We start from the raw sequence: 15,251 nt of genomic DNA, 5'->3' as shown, positions 1-15,251 counted from the left end.
GCGTCGTTAGCCGACCTGCAACTGCCGTTCCACCATCGTCCATAGCGACGCGAAGGCCTGCGCGGGCTGTGACGCCGGGGCGAATGCGCCCAGCGGCTTGCGGCGCACCGTCATCTGCTCGATCGCGCTCGCCATCGGAATGGCGGGCCAGTCCGGCTGGCTGTCCAGCGCCATGCGGTGCAGGCTGCGGCGGCGATCGACCATCGAATAGACCGGCAGGATTGGCGCATGGTTGCCGCCGCGTTGGACGAGATAGCGGGCGACTTCCCCCATGGCCCGTTGCGACAGGGGGGATGGGATGACCGGAATGACGATCAGGTTGGCGGCGCGCAGCACCTGCTCGCTGGTTTCGGTGAGGCCGGGCGGACAATCGAGGATGATGCGGTCATAATCGCGGCCAAGGCTCTCGATCAGCTTGGCCAGCCGCTTCTTCTTGTCCATTTCGCGGAAGAGATGGTCGAGGCTGCGCAGCGACGTGTCGGCGGCGATCAGGTCCAGCCCCGGCACGGTCGAGGGCTGAATCAGCTTGCGGACGTCCACATCCTTGCTGAAGATCGCCTGCGCTGCGTCGCGGCTTTCCATATCGGTGGACAAGAGCCAGCTCGACGCCGCCTGCGGGTCCAGATCCCATAGCAAGGTGCGCCGCTTGGAGATGGAGGCGGACGCCCAGGCCAGGTTGATCGCGAAGGTGGTTTTGCCCACGCCGCCTTTCAGACTGTAGACGGCGATGGTCGCCAATGTCGGTTCCTTTGCCATGGGCGAGAAGCTACGGCTTCCCGCCATCAAAGCAAGCGCTCAGATCATGGCCTTGTTACAGGCTTGTGACGAAACGATCACGGCGCGCGATTGACAGGCTGTGCGCCCCGCAGCATAGCGATCGTCGCGAATCATTCGCAATATCACAAAATTTCTGTCCATTGGGGGGCATCATCATGTTCAAGTCGCGGATTTCCGCCATGTCTTTGGTAGGGGCGTCTGTGCTGTCCCTGTCGGTCACCATGTCTGCTTGGGCGCAGACCGCCCCCGCCGATACGGTGGACGAGGATCAGATCGTCGTGACCGGTTCCTACACGACCAATGACAAGCTGGGATCGGCGACCGGCCTCAACCTGTCGCTGAAGGAAACCCCGCAGTCGGTGACGGTGATGACGGCGCAGCGGATGGAGGATCAGGCGATCCGCACGCTTAGCGACGTGATCAACAATGCGGCTGGCGTGTCCGCCAAATCCTTTGACAGCGCGCGTAACGGCTTTTCCGCCCGCGGCTTCACCATCGACAACTATCAGATTGACGGTATTCCGGTGCAATGGGATGCGGCTTACAGCGCCGGAGAGTCCGAGATCGATATCGCACTTTATGAGCGGGTCGAGATCGTGCGCGGCGCAACCGGCCTCATGACCGGTGCGGGCAATCCTTCGGCATCGATCAACCTTATCCGCAAACATGCCGACAGCGACCGCTTCACCGCCACGGTGACCGCGGCCGCCAGTCGATGGGACAATTTTTTCGCAATGGCGGACGTCTCCTCGCCGCTGTCCAGCGACGGCGCCATCCGTGCGCGCGTGGTGGCGAAATATGAGGAAGGCGACAGCTTCACCGACCTGCTGCATAACAAGAAGCTGGTGCTGTACGGGGTGATCGACGGCGATCTGACGCCCGACACCCATGTCAGCTTCGGCGCCAGCTACCAGGATAACAGCCCAAGCGGCACCCAATGGGGCGGCCTGCCGGTCTGGTATGCGGATGGCAGCCGCACTGACTGGAAGCGCTCGAAGACGATCGGCGCCGACTGGACCCGTTGGGCGTCGACCAACCAGACCTATTTCGCCAACCTGACCCAGCAGATCGGCGCCAACTGGTCGCTGAAAGTCTATGGCAACTATACGATCAACGAAAGCGACATGCAGTTGCTTTATCTGTTCGGTTCGCCGGATCGCACCACCGGCCTGGGTTTGGGCGCTTTTCCCGCCAACTATACGGGTAAGGTGGAGCAGGCGGATGTCGGCGCGCGGCTGACCGGCCAATATCAGCTCTTCGGACGCGAACATGACCTGATCCTGGGGGCAAGCTATGCGCGTCAGCAACAGGATTTCTACAGCCGGGCAGCGTTGGATTCCGTGACCGCAGGCGATTTCAACAATTGGGACGGGTCGATCGCCGAGCCGCGTTGGAGCGGCACCCTGTCGCACGATCTTGACCAGACGACCAAGCAATGGGGCTATTTCGCCGCCACCCGCCTGTCGATCAGCGATCCGTTCAAGCTCATCGTTGGCGGCCGTTTGAGCAGTTGGGAACGGCGGGGCATATCCTATGGCGCGCCGATCGACTTCGGCGCCAAGAATCGTCTGTTGCCCTATGTCGGCGCGCTCTACGACATCACATCCAGCCACACCGTCTATGCAAGCTTCACCAAGATATTCCAGCCGCAAAGCGCGCAGGATCGCAACGGCGATTTCCTGCCGCCGATCACCGGCAACAATTATGAAGGCGGGCTCAAGAGCAGTTTCTTCGGCGGCGCGCTCAACACCGCGATCTCGGTTTTCCGGATCGAGCAGGATAATCTGGCGCAGGCGGATACCGGCTATCTGATCCCCGGCACGATCTTCGAAGCGTCCTACGCCGCCAATGGCGCGCGCAGCACCGGTTTTGAGGTCGAAGCGAATGGCGAAATCCTGCCGGGCTGGTCGGTCGCCGGCAACTACACCCAATTCAAGGCCAAGGATGCGGACGGCAATCGTGTGAACACGCTGTTCGCGCAGAAGCTGCTCCGCCTGTTCACCACCTATGATTTTTCCGGTTCGTTTCAGGGCCTGACCGTCGGCGGCGGCGTCAACTGGGAAGGGTTGAGCTACACGGACTCGTTCAATCCGGTAAGCGGCGCGGCCGAGCGGTTGGAGGTGAAGCCTTATGCGCTGGTCAACCTGATGGGCCGTTATGCATTTGCCAACGGGCTGTCGGCTCAGGTCAATGTCGATAATCTGTTCGACAAGGCATATTATTCGCAGATCGGCTTCTACAACCAGCTGGCCTATGGAGAACAGCGCAACGTCACCATCACGCTGCGCTATCATTATTGACGCGAAAAGGGGCGAACCAGCGGTTCGCCCTTTTTTTGATCCTCGCCCTCTTCGCGCCGACGACTTACAGAATATCGCGCGCCTTTTCGGGCGGACGGGCGATGATAGCGCCCTTGGCCGTGATGACGATCGGGCGTTCGATCAGGATCGGATGCTGCGCCATAGCGTTGAGAACGGCCGAGTCATCTTTGATGTCGAGGCCGATCTCCTTGACCAACGCTTCGCCCTTCCGCACCGCCTGAGAGGGACGGATGTCCGCTTTGGCCAGCACCGCCTCTATTTCCGCGCGGGTGGGCGGGGTCTTCAGATATTCGACGACAGCGACCATGACGTCCGGCGTTGCTTCGAGGATCGCCAGCGTCTGACGGGACTTGAAGCAGCGAGGGTTATGCCAGATCGTCGCTTTCATGCGTCGCCCTCACGCGCCAGCCATTCCTCCAGCCACTTGATGGTGTAGTTGCCGTCGAGGAAATCGGGGTCGCGCAGCAGCGCCTGATGCAGCGGGATGGTGGTCTTCATCCCCTCGATCACATATTCCTCCAGCGCGCGCTTCAACCGCATGATCGCGCCCTCACGGGTGCGGCCATAGACGATCAGCTTACCGATCATGGAATCATAATAGGGCGGCACCTTGTAGCCCTGATACAGGCCGCTATCGACGCGGACATGCATGCCGCCCGGCACATGATAGCTGGTGACGGTGCCCGGTGACGGCGCGAAGGTTTTGGGATCTTCGGCGTTGATGCGACATTCGATCGCATGACCGGTGAAGCGCAGTTCGTCCTGCGTCACAGACAGCGGCTTGCCCTCGGCGATGCGGATCTGTTCGCGCACCAGGTCGACGCCGGTGATCATCTCCGTCACCGGATGTTCGACCTGAAGCCGGGTGTTCATCTCGATGAAGTAGAATTCGCCGTCTTCCCAAAGGAATTCGATCGTGCCTGCGCCGCGATAGCCCATGTCGGCCATCGCCTTGGCACAGACGCCGCCGATGCGGTCGCGATCGGCCTGGCTCAGAATCGGGGAGGGGGCTTCTTCCAGCACCTTCTGGTGACGCCGCTGGAGCGAACAGTCGCGCTCGCCCAGATGGATGGCGTTGCCATTGCCGTCGCCGAAAACCTGGATTTCGATATGGCGCGGATTGCCGAGATATTTTTCGAGATAGACGGTGGCGTCGCCGAAGGCGGCCTTCGCTTCCGAACCGGCCTGCTGCATCAGCGTTTCCAACTCGTCGGGCGAAGTGCACACCTTCATGCCGCGCCCGCCGCCGCCGGACGCCGCCTTGATGATGACGGGATAACCGGCCTTCTCCGCGATCGCCTTGGCTTCGTCCAGGTCGCTGATCGCGCCATCGGAGCCGGGGACGAGCGGCAGGCCCAGCGCGCCGGCGGTGCGCTTGGCTTCGATCTTGTCGCCCATGGTGCGGATATGTTCGGGCTTGGGACCGACGAAGGCGATCCCGTGCGCTTCTACGATCTCGGCGAACTTGGCGTTTTCCGACAGGAAGCCATAGCCCGGATGGATCGCATCCGCGCCGCTGATCTCGGCAGCGGAAATGATCGCTGCGACATTCAGATAGCTGTCCTTGGCCGCGGGCGGCCCGATGCAGATCGCCTCGTCGGCCAGCCGCACATGCATGGCGTCGGCGTCGGCGGTCGAATGGACCGCCACCGTCTTGATGCCCATTTCATGGCAGGCGCGGTGGATGCGCAGCGCGATTTCGCCGCGGTTGGCGATCAGCAGCTTTTCGATGGCCATGGGTCCGACGGCCTTATTCAATGACGATCAGCGGCTGGTCATATTCGACCGGCTGGCCGTTATCGACCAGCACGGCCTTGACCGTGCCCGCGACCGGCGCGGCGATCGCGTTCATGACCTTCATGGCTTCCACGATCAGGATCGTTTCGCCAGCGGTGACCTGCGATCCGATGCGGACGAAGGGAGCGGAGCCGGGTTCGGCCGACAGATAGGCGGTGCCGACGATCGGCGATTTGACGAGCGTGCCGGCCGGCAGCGACGCTTCGGCCGGCGCCGCGGCGGCTGGTGCAGGCGCGGCAGCCGGTGCGGCGGGGGCCGCGGCGGCAGGGGCGGGCGTGGCGTAGACCGGCGCGGCGCTGGCCGCGGCCTTGCGCGCGACGCGGATCTTGCGGTCGCCGTCCTCGACCTCAATCTCGGTCAGGTTAGTGTCGTCGAGCAGCGCGGCGAGATCGCGCACCAGCTGTACGTCTACCTGCATTGCGCCCTTTTCTTGTTTTTCGGTCATGTGAAGTCCCTGGCCGGTGAATATCGGTTCTGGTGCCCGCGCCTATGCGCATTTACGCCCAAGCGCAACTTTTGTGCGCCAAAACGCGCCGCCTCATAGTTCCAGCGCGGCTTCCAGAGCCAGCATGTAGGACATCGGGCCAAAGCCCGCGATCGTGCCCTTGGCCGCCATGCCGACATAGCTTTTATGGCGGAAGGCTTCGCGCTTGTGCGGGTTGGACAGGTGGATTTCGATCACCGGCACGGTCACGGCCTTGATCGCGTCATGCAGCGCGACCGACGTGTGGGTCAGGCCGCCGGGATTCATGATGATGGCGTGGGCGCCTTCTGCATGGGCTTCCTGCACCCAGTCGATCAGATGGCCTTCATGGTTGGACTGGCGGAAATCGATTTCGACATGGGCGCGGGTGGCGGCGTCGTCCATCCGCTCGGCAATATCGTCCAGCGTGTCATAGCCGTAGATTTCCGGCTCGCGCGTGCCCAGCATGTTCAGATTGGGTCCGTTTAACACATAGATTTTACGCATGTCGGCCATGGCGATCCCCTTGCATGTTGCGACCGGGGCAAGGCCGCCCCTATATGCGGCACGATCCTTAGCCCTTCGTGTCTCGCTTAGTCGAGATATCTTCGCATGTTCGGGAAAGCCATAATGAGCACAGACGGCACCATCTCCATCCATATCAATGGCGAACATCGCCGCATCCGCGACGGCATGACCCTCGCGCAGTTGGCGAGCGAACTGGGGTTCGTACCCGAAAAGGTTGCGGTGGAGCGTAATTTGACGGTCGTGCCGCGATCGACCCTGGCGCAGGTGATGGTCGAGGATGGCGACGAGTTGGAGATCGTCCACTTTGTCGGCGGCGGTGATGTGTCGGCGGTTACGGACGACAGTTGGACCGTGGCGGGCAAGACCTTCCGGTCGCGCCTGATCGTGGGCACCGGCAAATATAAGAGCTTCGAGCAGAATGCGGCCGCGCTGGCCGCGTCAGGCGCGGAGATCGTCACCGTGGCAGTGCGCCGCGTCAATGTCAGCGATCCCAATGCGCCGATGCTGACCGACTATATCGACCCCAAGAAGGTCACCTACCTGCCCAACACCGCGGGCTGCTTCACCGGGGAGGACGCGATCCGCACCCTGCGGCTGGCGCGCGAGGCGGGCGGCTGGGACCTGGTGAAGCTGGAAGTGCTGGGGGAAGCGCGCACGCTCTATCCCGATATGGTCGAAACGCTGCGCGCGACCGAGATATTGGCCAAGGAAGGCTTCAAGCCGATGGTCTATTGCGTGGACGATCCGATAGCGGCCAAGCGGCTGGAGGATGTCGGCGCGGTCGCGATCATGCCGCTGGGCGCGCCGATCGGGTCGGGGCTGGGCATCCAGAACCGGGTGACGATCCGCCTGATCGTGGAAGGGACCAAGCTGCCGGTGCTGGTCGATGCGGGCGTGGGCACCGCGTCGGAAGCGGCGCAGGCGATGGAACTGGGCTGTACCGGCGTATTGATGAACACCGCCATTGCCGAGGCGAAAGACCCGGTGCTGATGGCCGCCGCGATGAAGGCGGGGGTCGAGGCCGGGCGCATGGCCTATCGCGCCGGGCGCATGGGCAGGCGGATGTATGCCGATCCGTCCAGCCCCCTGGCGGGGTTGATCTAGGCCGCGGCGCCGGCGCGCAGGTCGAGCCGGCTCGCCCGGTCGAAAATCGCCAGCACCAGCGGATCGGACTCCGCGGCCCGCATCGCGACCTGAAATTCGACCGGGGGCATGGCGGGCGCATCGGGCACCGGCACCAGCCGCCCGCTTGCGATGGGTTGGCGCACCATCGGATGGGGAAAGATGCCGATCCCGCCGCCTTCCAGCACGATGTCGATCATCGTGCGGACATTGTTGCACAGGTTGAGCGGGCAATCGGCCAGGTCCGACGCGGCGATCGCCTCCTTCATGATGCGATAGAGCGGCGACAGGTTGGTGAGCGACCAGATCGGCGTGTGGGCCGCGTCCATGTTCCTCACCGTCGACGGGCTGGCCAGCCAGAGCAGATCGACGCTGCCGATCGGCGCGGTGCGCAGCATCGGATGGGCGATCCGGCCGGCGGCAAAGGCGATGTCGGTGCGGCCGGAAGCGAGTTGCTGGATCAGATCGACCGTCAGCGCAATGTCCACCTCCAGGCTGACATGGGGCAGGTCATGGCCCAGTTGCGCGACGAAGCCGGGCAGACAGCTGGCCGCCGCAATTTCGCCCGCGCCGATTCGGATGATTCCGGTCGCGCCCGATATGTCGCTACACCCCATCAGCACCCCCTGGAAACGCGCCCAGAGCGGTTCGCTTTCGCGCACCAGTTCGCGCCCGGCGGGAGTCAGCGCCATGGCTCGACCCTCCCGCCGGAACAGGGCGGTGCCCAGATGACTTTCCAGTTCGCGCACGCGCGCCGAAATGGCGGGCTGGGTCGTGTTGAGCCGCGCCGCCGCCGCTGCGAAAGTGCCCAGCCGGGCGATCCAGAGCAGCGTTTCGAGATGGTAGAAAGCGATACGATTGATAGACATTGGTTATGTTTAACTGAAAAAACAAATCATTGGTATTGATTGGTCGCGCTGCCTAAGAACGGTGTGAACTTTCAAAAAAAGGAAGGATGCCGATGGCCAGGAAGCTCTACCCCGATGCCGCTGCGGCGCTGGAAGGATTGCTGTTCGACGGGATGCATCTGTGCGCGGGCGGCTTTGGCCTGTGTGGTATTCCCGAACGATTGATCGACGCGATCCGCGATGCGGGCGTCAAGGATCTGACCATCGCCAGTAACAATGCCGGGATCGACGGCGAAGGGCTGGGCAAGCTGTTGCGCACGCGCCAGGTCAAGAAGATGATCTCCTCCTATGTCGGCGAGAATAAGGAGTTTGAGCGACAATATCTGGCCGGCGAACTGGAGGTGGAATTCTGCCCCCAGGGGACGCTGGCCGAACGCTGCCGCGCGGGCGGGGCGGGCATCCCCGGCTTCTACACCAAGACCGGCGTCGGCACGCAGGTGGCCGAGGGCAAGGAGGTCAAGAGTTTCGATGGCCAGGATTATATTCTTGAGCGCGGTATCTTTGCCGATGTCGCGATCATCAAGGGCTGGAAGGCCGATGAGAGCGGCAACCTGATCTTCCGCAAGACGGCGCGCAACTTCAACCAGCCGATGGCGACCGCGGCGAAAATCTGCATCGCCGAAGTCGAGGAAGTGGTGCCGACCGGCAGCCTGGACCCCGACGCGATCCATCTGCCCGGCATCTATGTGAAGCGCATGATCGTGGGTGCGCCCTATGACAAGAAGATCGAATTCCGGACGGTGCGGACGCGGGAAGCGGCCTGATGTCGATGCCGAAGCGCTTGGGTTGGGGGCTGCTGTTGGCGCCGTTGGCCGCCTGCGCGACCGTGGCGCCGTCGCCCGCGCCGTCCGTCAATCCACCGGCGGGGATGCGATATCTCTACGGGTCGGGCGAGGGGGCGGCGATTTCGGCGCAGGCCTGGAATGCGCTGCTGGCCTATGTGTCCGCCAGGGTGAAGGCGCGGTCGGCGGATAGCGTCGTGCTGGCGGATGGGGCGAGCCTCGCCGCGCCGCGATTCGTGCCCTGTGGCGACAAGCCTTTCGCCGCGGTGTTCGACGTGGACGAAACGGTGATGCTCAACACCGGCTATGAATATCATGACGCGAAGACCGGCAAAGGCTTTGACGCCGCCGCCTGGGATGCATGGGAGAAGACGGGCGAGGGCGAGGGCGCGGTCGGGCCGGTGCCGGGCGCCGACCATGGGCTGGCCGCGCTGCGTGGCTTGGGTGTTACCGTCATCTTCAACACCAACCGCTCGGCCGCCAATGCCGATGCGACCGTCCGCGCGATCAAGGCCGCGGGCCTGGGCGATGCGGTGCATGGCCAGACGCTCTATCTGAGCGGCGACGATGCGATGGGATCGCGCAAGGATGGCCGCCGGGCGATGATCGCGGCGCGCTATTGCGTCATCGCCATGGGCGGCGACCAGTTGGGCGATTTTTCCGACCTGTTCAACGCCGGCCCCCTCAATGCCGAAAAGGCCGTGCCCGCACGCCGCGTCGCGACCCTGCAACCGCCGGTCGCGGGCCTGTGGGGCAATGGCTGGTTCGTGATGCCCAACCCCGTCTATGGCAGCGGCCTTAAGGGCGGGTTCGACGACATATTTCCGATGGACAAGAGGTGGGCGCCGCCCGCCATAGGGGAGAAATAATCATGCCCTGGACTCGTGACGAAATGGCCGCGCGCGCGGCGAAGGAATTGCAGGACGGTTTCTACGTGAATCTGGGCATCGGCATTCCGACGCTGGTGGCGAATCATATTCCCGATGGCGTGGAGGTGACGCTCCAGTCGGAAAACGGCATGTTGGGCATTGGCCCCTTTCCCTATGAGGGCGACGAGGACGCCGACCTCATCAATGCGGGCAAGCAGACGATCAGCGAATTGCCGCAGACCGCCTATTTCAGTTCGGCCGACAGCTTCGCCATGATTCGTGGCGGGCATATCGACCTAACCGTGCTGGGCGCGATGGAGATTGCCGAAAATGGCGACATCGCCAACTGGATGATCCCCGGCAAGATGATCAAGGGCATGGGCGGCGCGATGGATCTGGTCGCGGGCGTCAAGAAGATCATCGTCGTCATGGAGCATACGTCCAAAAATGGCGATCCCAAGTTCATTCCGGCCTGCACCCTGCCGCTGACCGGCAAGAATGTGGTCGACATGATCGTGACGGACCTGTGCGTTTTCCAGCGCCCCGACCATGACAGCCCGTTCAAGCTGGTCGAAATGGCGCCGGGCGTGACGGCGGAGGATATCGCGGCTAAGACCAGCGCACATTATGTGAGCTGAGGACGGCCAGGATGAGCCTTGACGGCGTTTATGACGACAATAACCCCTTCGCCCTGATCCTTGCGGGCAAGATTCCGTCGATCAAATTATATGAGGATGCGCACACGCTCGCCTTCCTCGACATCCAGCCGCAGTCGAGGGGGCACAGCCTGGTCATTTCCAAATGGTCCAGGGCGCGCAACATCCTGGAGATAGAGGATGAGGCGCTGGCGCAGGTGATGGCGAGCGTCAAGAAGGTCGCCAACGCCACGCGCCAGGCGCTGGCCCCCGACGGCATCCATGTCGCGCAGTTCAACGGCGCGCCGGCGGGGCAGACCGTGTTCCACCTGCATGTCCATATCGTGCCGCGTTGGGAAGGCGGGCCTTTGGGGTTCGGCGCCCATGCGCAGGGACAGTTCGCCGACGCGGCGGCGCTCACGGCGTTGGCCGACGAGATTCGCGCCCAATTCTGATGCGCGACCGTTTCGCCGTTCGGCCGATATCTCCGCAGGGCGCGCGCTGATGGCGCTGCGTCCCTTCAACGCGCCCGGCGCGCGGCTCGCGCTGCGCTCCAAGCGCGCCAGCCAGTTGTTTCAGAGCGGGGGCGGCGAAAGCGAGGTGATCCTCGACATTTCGCGGCTGCTATCCCGATCTTTTCATCCCGCGCCGACGGGCATTGATCGCGTGGAATATGTCTATGCGCGCGAACTGCTGGAGCGGATGCCCGATCGCCTGGCCTTTTCGGCGGTGCATCCCGCCGGGGGCTATTATGGCCGACTGGACAGCTCTGCGGTGCGCCAGTTCCTGGCCTTTACCGCGGCCAAATGGCGCAATGTCCGTTCGACCGATGCCGGCGATAGCAAGGCCGCGGTGATCCGCCATATGTTCGCCACTCGGCCCCGCCCGGTGCCGCGTGCGTCGGGTCCGCGCGTCTATCTCCAGGTGTCGCCGCATCATTTGGACGATCACGCCCAGGTTGGCGCGATTCTGCGCGCCGAGGGCGCGAAGTTCATCACGCTCGTTCATGACGTCATTCCGCTCAGCCATCCCGAATATGCCCGGCCGCAGGGTGCGGACGAGCATCGCCGCCGGGTGCGCACTATCGACAGCTTCGCGAGCGGCATTATCGGCAACAGCCAGGCGACGATCGACGCACTGGCGCCCCATATGAGTCATGGCCTGGACGGGCGCGCTATCCGGGTCGCGCATTTTGGGGCGGACGCGCCCGATATCTTTGGCGCCAAGGGCGAATCGCTGCCCGAACGGCCCTATTTCGTCTATATTTCGACGATCGAGCCGCGGAAGAATCACCTGCTGCTGCTCAACCTGTGGCGGCGGATGGTCGAACGGCTGGGCGACGCGGCCCCGGTGCTGGTGCTGATCGGCCGACGCGGTTGGGAAAATGAAAATGTCATCGACATGCTGGAGCGGGCGGAGGCGCTGCGCGGCCATGTGATCGAGGCGGGCGAGGTTTCGGACAATCGCATGCAAGCGCTGGTCGCCAACGCCCGCGCCATGCTGATGCCGTCTTTCGCCGAAGGTTTCGGCATGCCCGTAGTCGAGGCTTTGGCGGCCGGCGTGCCGGTGATCTGCAGCGATATCACCGCCCATCGCGAGGTTGGCGGCGACGCGCCGGATTATCTCGACCCGCTCGACGGGCTGGGGTGGATGCGGGCGATTGAGGCCTATAGCCAGCCCGATACACCCGACCGTGCTGCCCAGATTGCGCGCCTCGCCCATTGGCGCGCGCCGACCTGGCGCGACTATTTCGACGTCGTCACCGACCTGATCGAAGAAGTAACAGTCTCTGTTCCTTGACCTTCCTCGCCAGCGCCCGCATGGTCGAGCGAGGCATGGAAGGACAGGGGCATGGCCCGCATCACCGCATTATCGGCTAAGGCGATCGACGCGCAGGCATGCGCGGGTTGGATTTTGTCGGCCCCTGTCGCCCCCTGATGACGCCCGTCCCGTTCCTGCGTTCGCCGCCCTTTGCCGGCATTGCATCATCGACGGCCGCGATCAGTCGGTCGGCTGACAATGGTGACGTCGCCGCGCCGGTGTCGGACGAGATTCTGGCCCTGCTCTCCCAATTCCGCGTCGGCGGCGATTTTTGGGGGCATCGTCCCCATGGAGTGCATCTGGTTGTGCGTGAGGGTGTGCCAGTGGATGGCGGGGCGCTGGCAGGGTTGTGGCCGCAGCAGATCGGCATTGTTCCGGGGACGGCGGGCGCACCGACATACGGCCTTCAGGGCGTCCGCCTGCCGGCTTGCTGCGATCCCTGGGCGCTGGTGGCGCAGGCGCGCGCCGTACATGCCACAGGCGATGACGATCTGGCCCTGATCGCCGGCCTATTGGATGTGCCGCTCATCGGCCCCGATGGCGTGCAGGTCGATCCGGCAATGCTGCGGATGACGTTGAAGGCTCGTCTGGCCGCGGCCACATATCGGGATTGCTTCACGGGCGCGCCTGTCGATGCAGCGCAGGTCATTATGCAATTGGCCGACTGGCGTCGTCATCTCGACGGCAATCGCGGGATATCGGCCGCCAGCGGCATGGCTTTCTGGAAACGGGAGGCCATTGGCCATTTCCTGTGGGATGGGCTGGAAGCGCCGCCTTTTCTGTCTGCGCGTCGGGGCTTGCGCCGCGCCCGGCAGCAAGGCGGTGCGCTGGCGATATGGCCTTCGCGTGTTCCGCCTGAAACGGTGGGGGAGGCTGCGGCGATGGGGGTTCCGGTCGCGCGGGTCGAGGATGGCTTCCTGCGGTCGCGCGGGCTGGGCGCGGCGCTGCATCCGCCCGGATCGGTGGTGGTCGACCGGACAGGCATTTATTATAACGCGCGGGCAGCCAACGACCTGGAAACGCTGTTGGCGACGCATGATTTTCCGCAGACGCTGGTCGATCGTGCCGCGCGGCTGCGCCACCGGGTCTGTATGGCGGGCGTCACCAAATATGGACAGGAAGCGGGGCAGATGATCGTCCTGCCAATGGGGCGGCGCACGGTGTTGGCGGTCGGACAGGTGGAAGATGACCTGTCGGTGCGTCTGGGTGGTGCGGGTGTCGATGGCAATCTGGATTTCCTGGCGCGGGTGCGCCGCGCCGAACCGGACGCCTGGATCGTTTATCGCCCGCATCCCGACGTGCAGGCCGGCCATCGGAAAGGGCATCTGCCCGACGCCAGCGTGCTGGCCCATGCCGATGCCATCGACACGGGCGCACCACTGATGGAGCTGGTGCAGGCGGTGGACGATGTGCATGTATTGTCGTCTCTCACCGGGTTTGAAGCGCTGATGCGTGGCTGCGCTGTGACGGTTCACGGCATGCCTTTCTATGCCGGCTGGGGGTTGACCCGTGACCTTGCCAAGGCGACCGGCCGACGGGGCCGTCAACTCAGCGTGGATCAGCTTGTGGCGGGGACGCTCATTCTCTATCCTCGCTATATCGATCCGGTAACGCGGTTGCCGTGCGGTCCCGAAGTCATGGTGGACCGTATGGCGAACGGATCGACGCCGCCGGTGACATGGCTTATCCGCTTGCGCATGTTACAGGGGAAGTTGCGCCGATTTATGACTTTGTTCGCCGAGTTCCTGCATGGCTGAAGCTGCCGCGAAGACATTCCTGTTCCTGCAAGGACCGCATGGCCCTTATTTCGTGATGCTGGCGCAGGCGTTGCGTGAACGGGGGCACCGCGCAATGCGGATCAACATCAACGGCGGCGACAAGATCGATTGGCCGGAGGATGCCACTGACTATCGCGGCACTTTCCGCAACTGGCCGCTGTTCTTCGACGATTTCGTCGTTAATCAGGGCGTTACCGACCTCATCCTCTATGGCGATTGCCGTCCCTATCATGCCTCGGCCCATGGAATGGCGCATTTGCGCGGTCTGCGGGTGCATGTGGTCGAAGAAGGATATATCCGACCCGATTTCCTGACGTTGCAGGATGATGGCGTGAACGGCAATTCGACCTTGCCGCTCGATCCGCAATGGTATCTGGATCAGGCAGCAGGCCTATCTGACCAAACGGACGATCTGCCGCAAGTGCCATCGACCTTCAAGGTACGTGCGCGAAACACCATGCGCAATGGTCTGGCATCCGCGATGATGAGGGTTTATTTCCCGTTCTATCGCACTCATCGGCCGCATAGTTTCTTAATGGAATCTGCTGGCTGGGCGTGGAAGCTGATACGGAAACATCGCGATCAACGTCGGGCGCATGAAGAATGGAAGCGAATAGGAGATCGCCCATTTTTTGTCCTGCCGCTCCAGTTGAATTCTGACTATCAGATTCGAGTTCATTCGCCGTTCGGCAATATGCGTGCGGCCTTGCGTTTCGTGATCAAGAGTTTTGCACGCCATGCGCCGCCGCATGTGCTGTTGGTGGTAAAGCGGCATCCTCTCGATCCGGGACTAGTGGGTTGGGACCGGCTTACAGCATCGCTGGCGGCGCATTATGGCGTAGGCGAACGTGTCGTCTATCTGTCTGACTGGGATATCGCCGAAGTCGTCAAGAAGTCGTTAGGCTTGGTGACGGTCAACAGCACCGTTGGCACGCTGGCACTCAACGGGGGTAATTCGGTGGTGGTCTTGGGCCATGCCGTTTATAAGGTCCCTGGTATGGTTCATACGGCAGGGCTGGACAGCTTTTGGTCCGCGCCGACGCCCACGGACGTAGCGCTCTACTCGGCCTTCCGTCGCGTTTTGATTGACAAATGCCTGATTCGCGGTGGTCTGTTGTCCGAAGAGGGGTTGGAAATGTTGGTGCGCAATGCCGCTGATCGGTTGCTAAAACCAAGGCGGGATAACGCAGGCCTGACCAAGATTTCCGCCGTCCATATTAGAACGGTCCAAGGAGATGCGGCTTGATTTATCCGGGGATCGATCGCTGCGTTGCAAAAAAACCTTATTCCCCTATGGTTTTTCTATGATTCGGTTCGAAAATGTTAGAGCCGGATTCGGAAGTTTCTCAATTCTGACAATACCTTGCGGTTCTGCGTGTGAGCATGCGGATTGAGGCGATGAGGGCCCAAGCTGTTGATGAGGCGATGGATCGCTCCCAGTCTTTCGCGA

Annotated in this window: 15 protein-coding genes and 1 pseudogene; 9 read left to right on the top strand and 7 right to left on the bottom strand. The window is 62.9% G+C overall.

What is annotated here, in order from left to right; translation table 11 throughout:
* Window positions 1–6 precede the first annotated feature (6 nt).
* On the bottom strand, window positions 7–756 hold the full coding sequence (locus tag EWH12_RS15740) for a ParA family protein (protein ID WP_129927170.1): 750 nt from the start codon (window positions 754–756) through the stop codon (window positions 7–9).
* Window positions 757–932: 176 nt separating this feature from the next.
* Here EWH12_RS15740 and EWH12_RS15735 point away from each other — a divergent pair, with 176 nt between their 5' ends.
* A complete protein-coding gene (locus EWH12_RS15735) occupies window positions 933–3,077 on the top strand; it encodes a TonB-dependent siderophore receptor (RefSeq protein WP_129927169.1) in 2,145 nt (714 codons plus the stop codon).
* Between the two features lie 64 nt (window positions 3,078–3,141).
* Here EWH12_RS15735 and arsC read toward each other — a convergent pair whose 3' ends face one another.
* From arsC to aroQ, 4 genes are all read right to left on the bottom strand, one after another.
* Complete coding sequence (gene arsC, locus EWH12_RS15730; RefSeq protein ID WP_129927168.1) at window positions 3,142–3,486, bottom strand: arsenate reductase (glutaredoxin); 345 nt, start codon at window positions 3,484–3,486, stop codon at window positions 3,142–3,144.
* Window positions 3,483–4,835 carry an acetyl-CoA carboxylase biotin carboxylase subunit gene (gene accC, locus EWH12_RS15725; protein WP_066600319.1) on the bottom strand — a complete coding sequence of 451 codons (1,353 nt, stop codon included), beginning with the start codon at window positions 4,833–4,835 and terminating at the stop codon, window positions 3,483–3,485. Before accC ends, arsC begins: the two co-directional genes overlap by 4 nt.
* Window positions 4,836–4,848: 13 nt before the next feature.
* Window positions 4,849–5,340 (bottom strand): acetyl-CoA carboxylase biotin carboxyl carrier protein, encoded by a 492-nt coding sequence (accB, locus tag EWH12_RS15720; protein WP_066600322.1) that lies wholly within the window; start codon window positions 5,338–5,340, stop codon window positions 4,849–4,851.
* Between the two features lie 93 nt (window positions 5,341–5,433).
* Window positions 5,434–5,874 (bottom strand): type II 3-dehydroquinate dehydratase, encoded by a 441-nt coding sequence (gene aroQ, locus EWH12_RS15715; protein WP_129927167.1) that lies wholly within the window; start codon window positions 5,872–5,874, stop codon window positions 5,434–5,436.
* A 114-nt stretch (window positions 5,875–5,988) separates the two neighbouring features.
* On the opposite strand from aroQ, the gene thiS reads away from it, so the two are divergent.
* Window positions 5,989–6,990, top strand: a complete 1,002-nt coding sequence (gene thiS / locus EWH12_RS15710) for a sulfur carrier protein ThiS (RefSeq protein WP_082678958.1) — start codon at window positions 5,989–5,991, stop codon at window positions 6,988–6,990.
* Here the strand turns inward: thiS and EWH12_RS15705 are convergent.
* The gene (locus tag EWH12_RS15705) at window positions 6,987–7,877 is read right to left on the bottom strand and encodes a LysR family transcriptional regulator (protein ID WP_066600330.1); all 891 of its coding nucleotides are present in this window, start codon (window positions 7,875–7,877) and stop codon (window positions 6,987–6,989) included. The genes thiS and EWH12_RS15705 overlap by 4 nt on opposite strands.
* 92 nt (window positions 7,878–7,969) lie before the next feature.
* On the opposite strand from EWH12_RS15705, the gene EWH12_RS15700 reads away from it, so the two are divergent.
* From EWH12_RS15700 to EWH12_RS15670, 7 genes are all read left to right on the top strand, one after another.
* Window positions 7,970–8,680 (top strand): CoA transferase subunit A, encoded by a 711-nt coding sequence (locus tag EWH12_RS15700; protein WP_066604919.1) that lies wholly within the window; start codon window positions 7,970–7,972, stop codon window positions 8,678–8,680.
* Window positions 8,680–9,567: a 5'-nucleotidase, lipoprotein e(P4) family gene (locus EWH12_RS15695; RefSeq protein ID WP_129927166.1), complete on the top strand. Its 888-nt coding sequence runs from the start codon at window positions 8,680–8,682 to the stop codon at window positions 9,565–9,567. Before EWH12_RS15700 ends, EWH12_RS15695 begins: the two co-directional genes overlap by 1 nt.
* A 2-nt stretch (window positions 9,568–9,569) precedes the next feature.
* Window positions 9,570–10,205: a CoA transferase subunit B gene (locus EWH12_RS15690; RefSeq protein ID WP_066600338.1), complete on the top strand. Its 636-nt coding sequence runs from the start codon at window positions 9,570–9,572 to the stop codon at window positions 10,203–10,205.
* 11 nt (window positions 10,206–10,216) lie between these two features.
* Window positions 10,217–10,657: an HIT family protein gene (locus EWH12_RS15685; protein ID WP_129927165.1), complete on the top strand. Its 441-nt coding sequence runs from the start codon at window positions 10,217–10,219 to the stop codon at window positions 10,655–10,657.
* Between the two features lie 49 nt (window positions 10,658–10,706).
* Window positions 10,707–12,002 carry a glycosyltransferase family 4 protein gene (locus tag EWH12_RS15680; protein WP_129927164.1) on the top strand — a complete coding sequence of 432 codons (1,296 nt, stop codon included), beginning with the start codon at window positions 10,707–10,709 and terminating at the stop codon, window positions 12,000–12,002.
* A gap of 137 nt (window positions 12,003–12,139) precedes the next feature.
* Entirely contained in the window at window positions 12,140–13,780 is a 1,641-nt protein-coding gene (locus EWH12_RS15675) for a capsular polysaccharide export protein, LipB/KpsS family (RefSeq protein WP_129927163.1), read from the top strand.
* Window positions 13,773–15,047, top strand: a complete 1,275-nt coding sequence (locus EWH12_RS15670) for a capsule biosynthesis protein (protein ID WP_129927162.1) — start codon at window positions 13,773–13,775, stop codon at window positions 15,045–15,047. The genes EWH12_RS15675 and EWH12_RS15670 overlap by 8 nt, the downstream gene beginning before the upstream one ends.
* Before the next feature lie 100 nt (window positions 15,048–15,147).
* Here EWH12_RS15670 and EWH12_RS15665 read toward each other — a convergent pair.
* Window positions 15,148–15,251: pseudogene (locus EWH12_RS15665) on the bottom strand (IS5/IS1182 family transposase); the annotation flags it as partial.

It is taken from the genome of Sphingobium cupriresistens, assembly GCF_004152865.1.
GTDB lineage: Bacteria > Pseudomonadota > Alphaproteobacteria > Sphingomonadales > Sphingomonadaceae > Sphingobium > Sphingobium cupriresistens.
This window is presented reverse-complemented; position numbering and strand designations above follow the sequence as displayed.

Bases quoted from the DNA above. Each gene is read 5' to 3' on its own strand.
- EWH12_RS15740 (WP_129927170.1), bottom strand. From the start codon at position 756: ATGGCAAAGGAACCGACATTGGCGACCATCGCCGTCTACAGTCTGAAA.
- EWH12_RS15735 (WP_129927169.1), top strand. From the start codon at position 933: ATGTTCAAGTCGCGGATTTCCGCCATGTCTTTGGTAGGGGCGTCTGTG.
- arsC (WP_129927168.1), bottom strand. From the start codon at position 3,486: ATGAAAGCGACGATCTGGCATAACCCTCGCTGCTTCAAGTCCCGTCAG.
- accC (WP_066600319.1), bottom strand. From the start codon at position 4,835: ATGGCCATCGAAAAGCTGCTGATCGCCAACCGCGGCGAAATCGCGCTG.
- accB (WP_066600322.1), bottom strand. From the start codon at position 5,340: ATGACCGAAAAACAAGAAAAGGGCGCAATGCAGGTAGACGTACAGCTG.
- aroQ (WP_129927167.1), bottom strand. From the start codon at position 5,874: ATGGCCGACATGCGTAAAATCTATGTGTTAAACGGACCCAATCTGAAC.
- thiS (WP_082678958.1), top strand. From the start codon at position 5,989: ATGAGCACAGACGGCACCATCTCCATCCATATCAATGGCGAACATCGC.
- EWH12_RS15705 (WP_066600330.1), bottom strand. From the start codon at position 7,877: ATGTCTATCAATCGTATCGCTTTCTACCATCTCGAAACGCTGCTCTGG.
- EWH12_RS15700 (WP_066604919.1), top strand. From the start codon at position 7,970: ATGGCCAGGAAGCTCTACCCCGATGCCGCTGCGGCGCTGGAAGGATTG.
- EWH12_RS15695 (WP_129927166.1), top strand. From the start codon at position 8,680: ATGTCGATGCCGAAGCGCTTGGGTTGGGGGCTGCTGTTGGCGCCGTTG.
- EWH12_RS15690 (WP_066600338.1), top strand. From the start codon at position 9,570: ATGCCCTGGACTCGTGACGAAATGGCCGCGCGCGCGGCGAAGGAATTG.
- EWH12_RS15685 (WP_129927165.1), top strand. From the start codon at position 10,217: ATGAGCCTTGACGGCGTTTATGACGACAATAACCCCTTCGCCCTGATC.
- EWH12_RS15680 (WP_129927164.1), top strand. From the start codon at position 10,707: ATGGCGCTGCGTCCCTTCAACGCGCCCGGCGCGCGGCTCGCGCTGCGC.
- EWH12_RS15675 (WP_129927163.1), top strand. From the start codon at position 12,140: ATGACGCCCGTCCCGTTCCTGCGTTCGCCGCCCTTTGCCGGCATTGCA.
- EWH12_RS15670 (WP_129927162.1), top strand. From the start codon at position 13,773: ATGGCTGAAGCTGCCGCGAAGACATTCCTGTTCCTGCAAGGACCGCAT.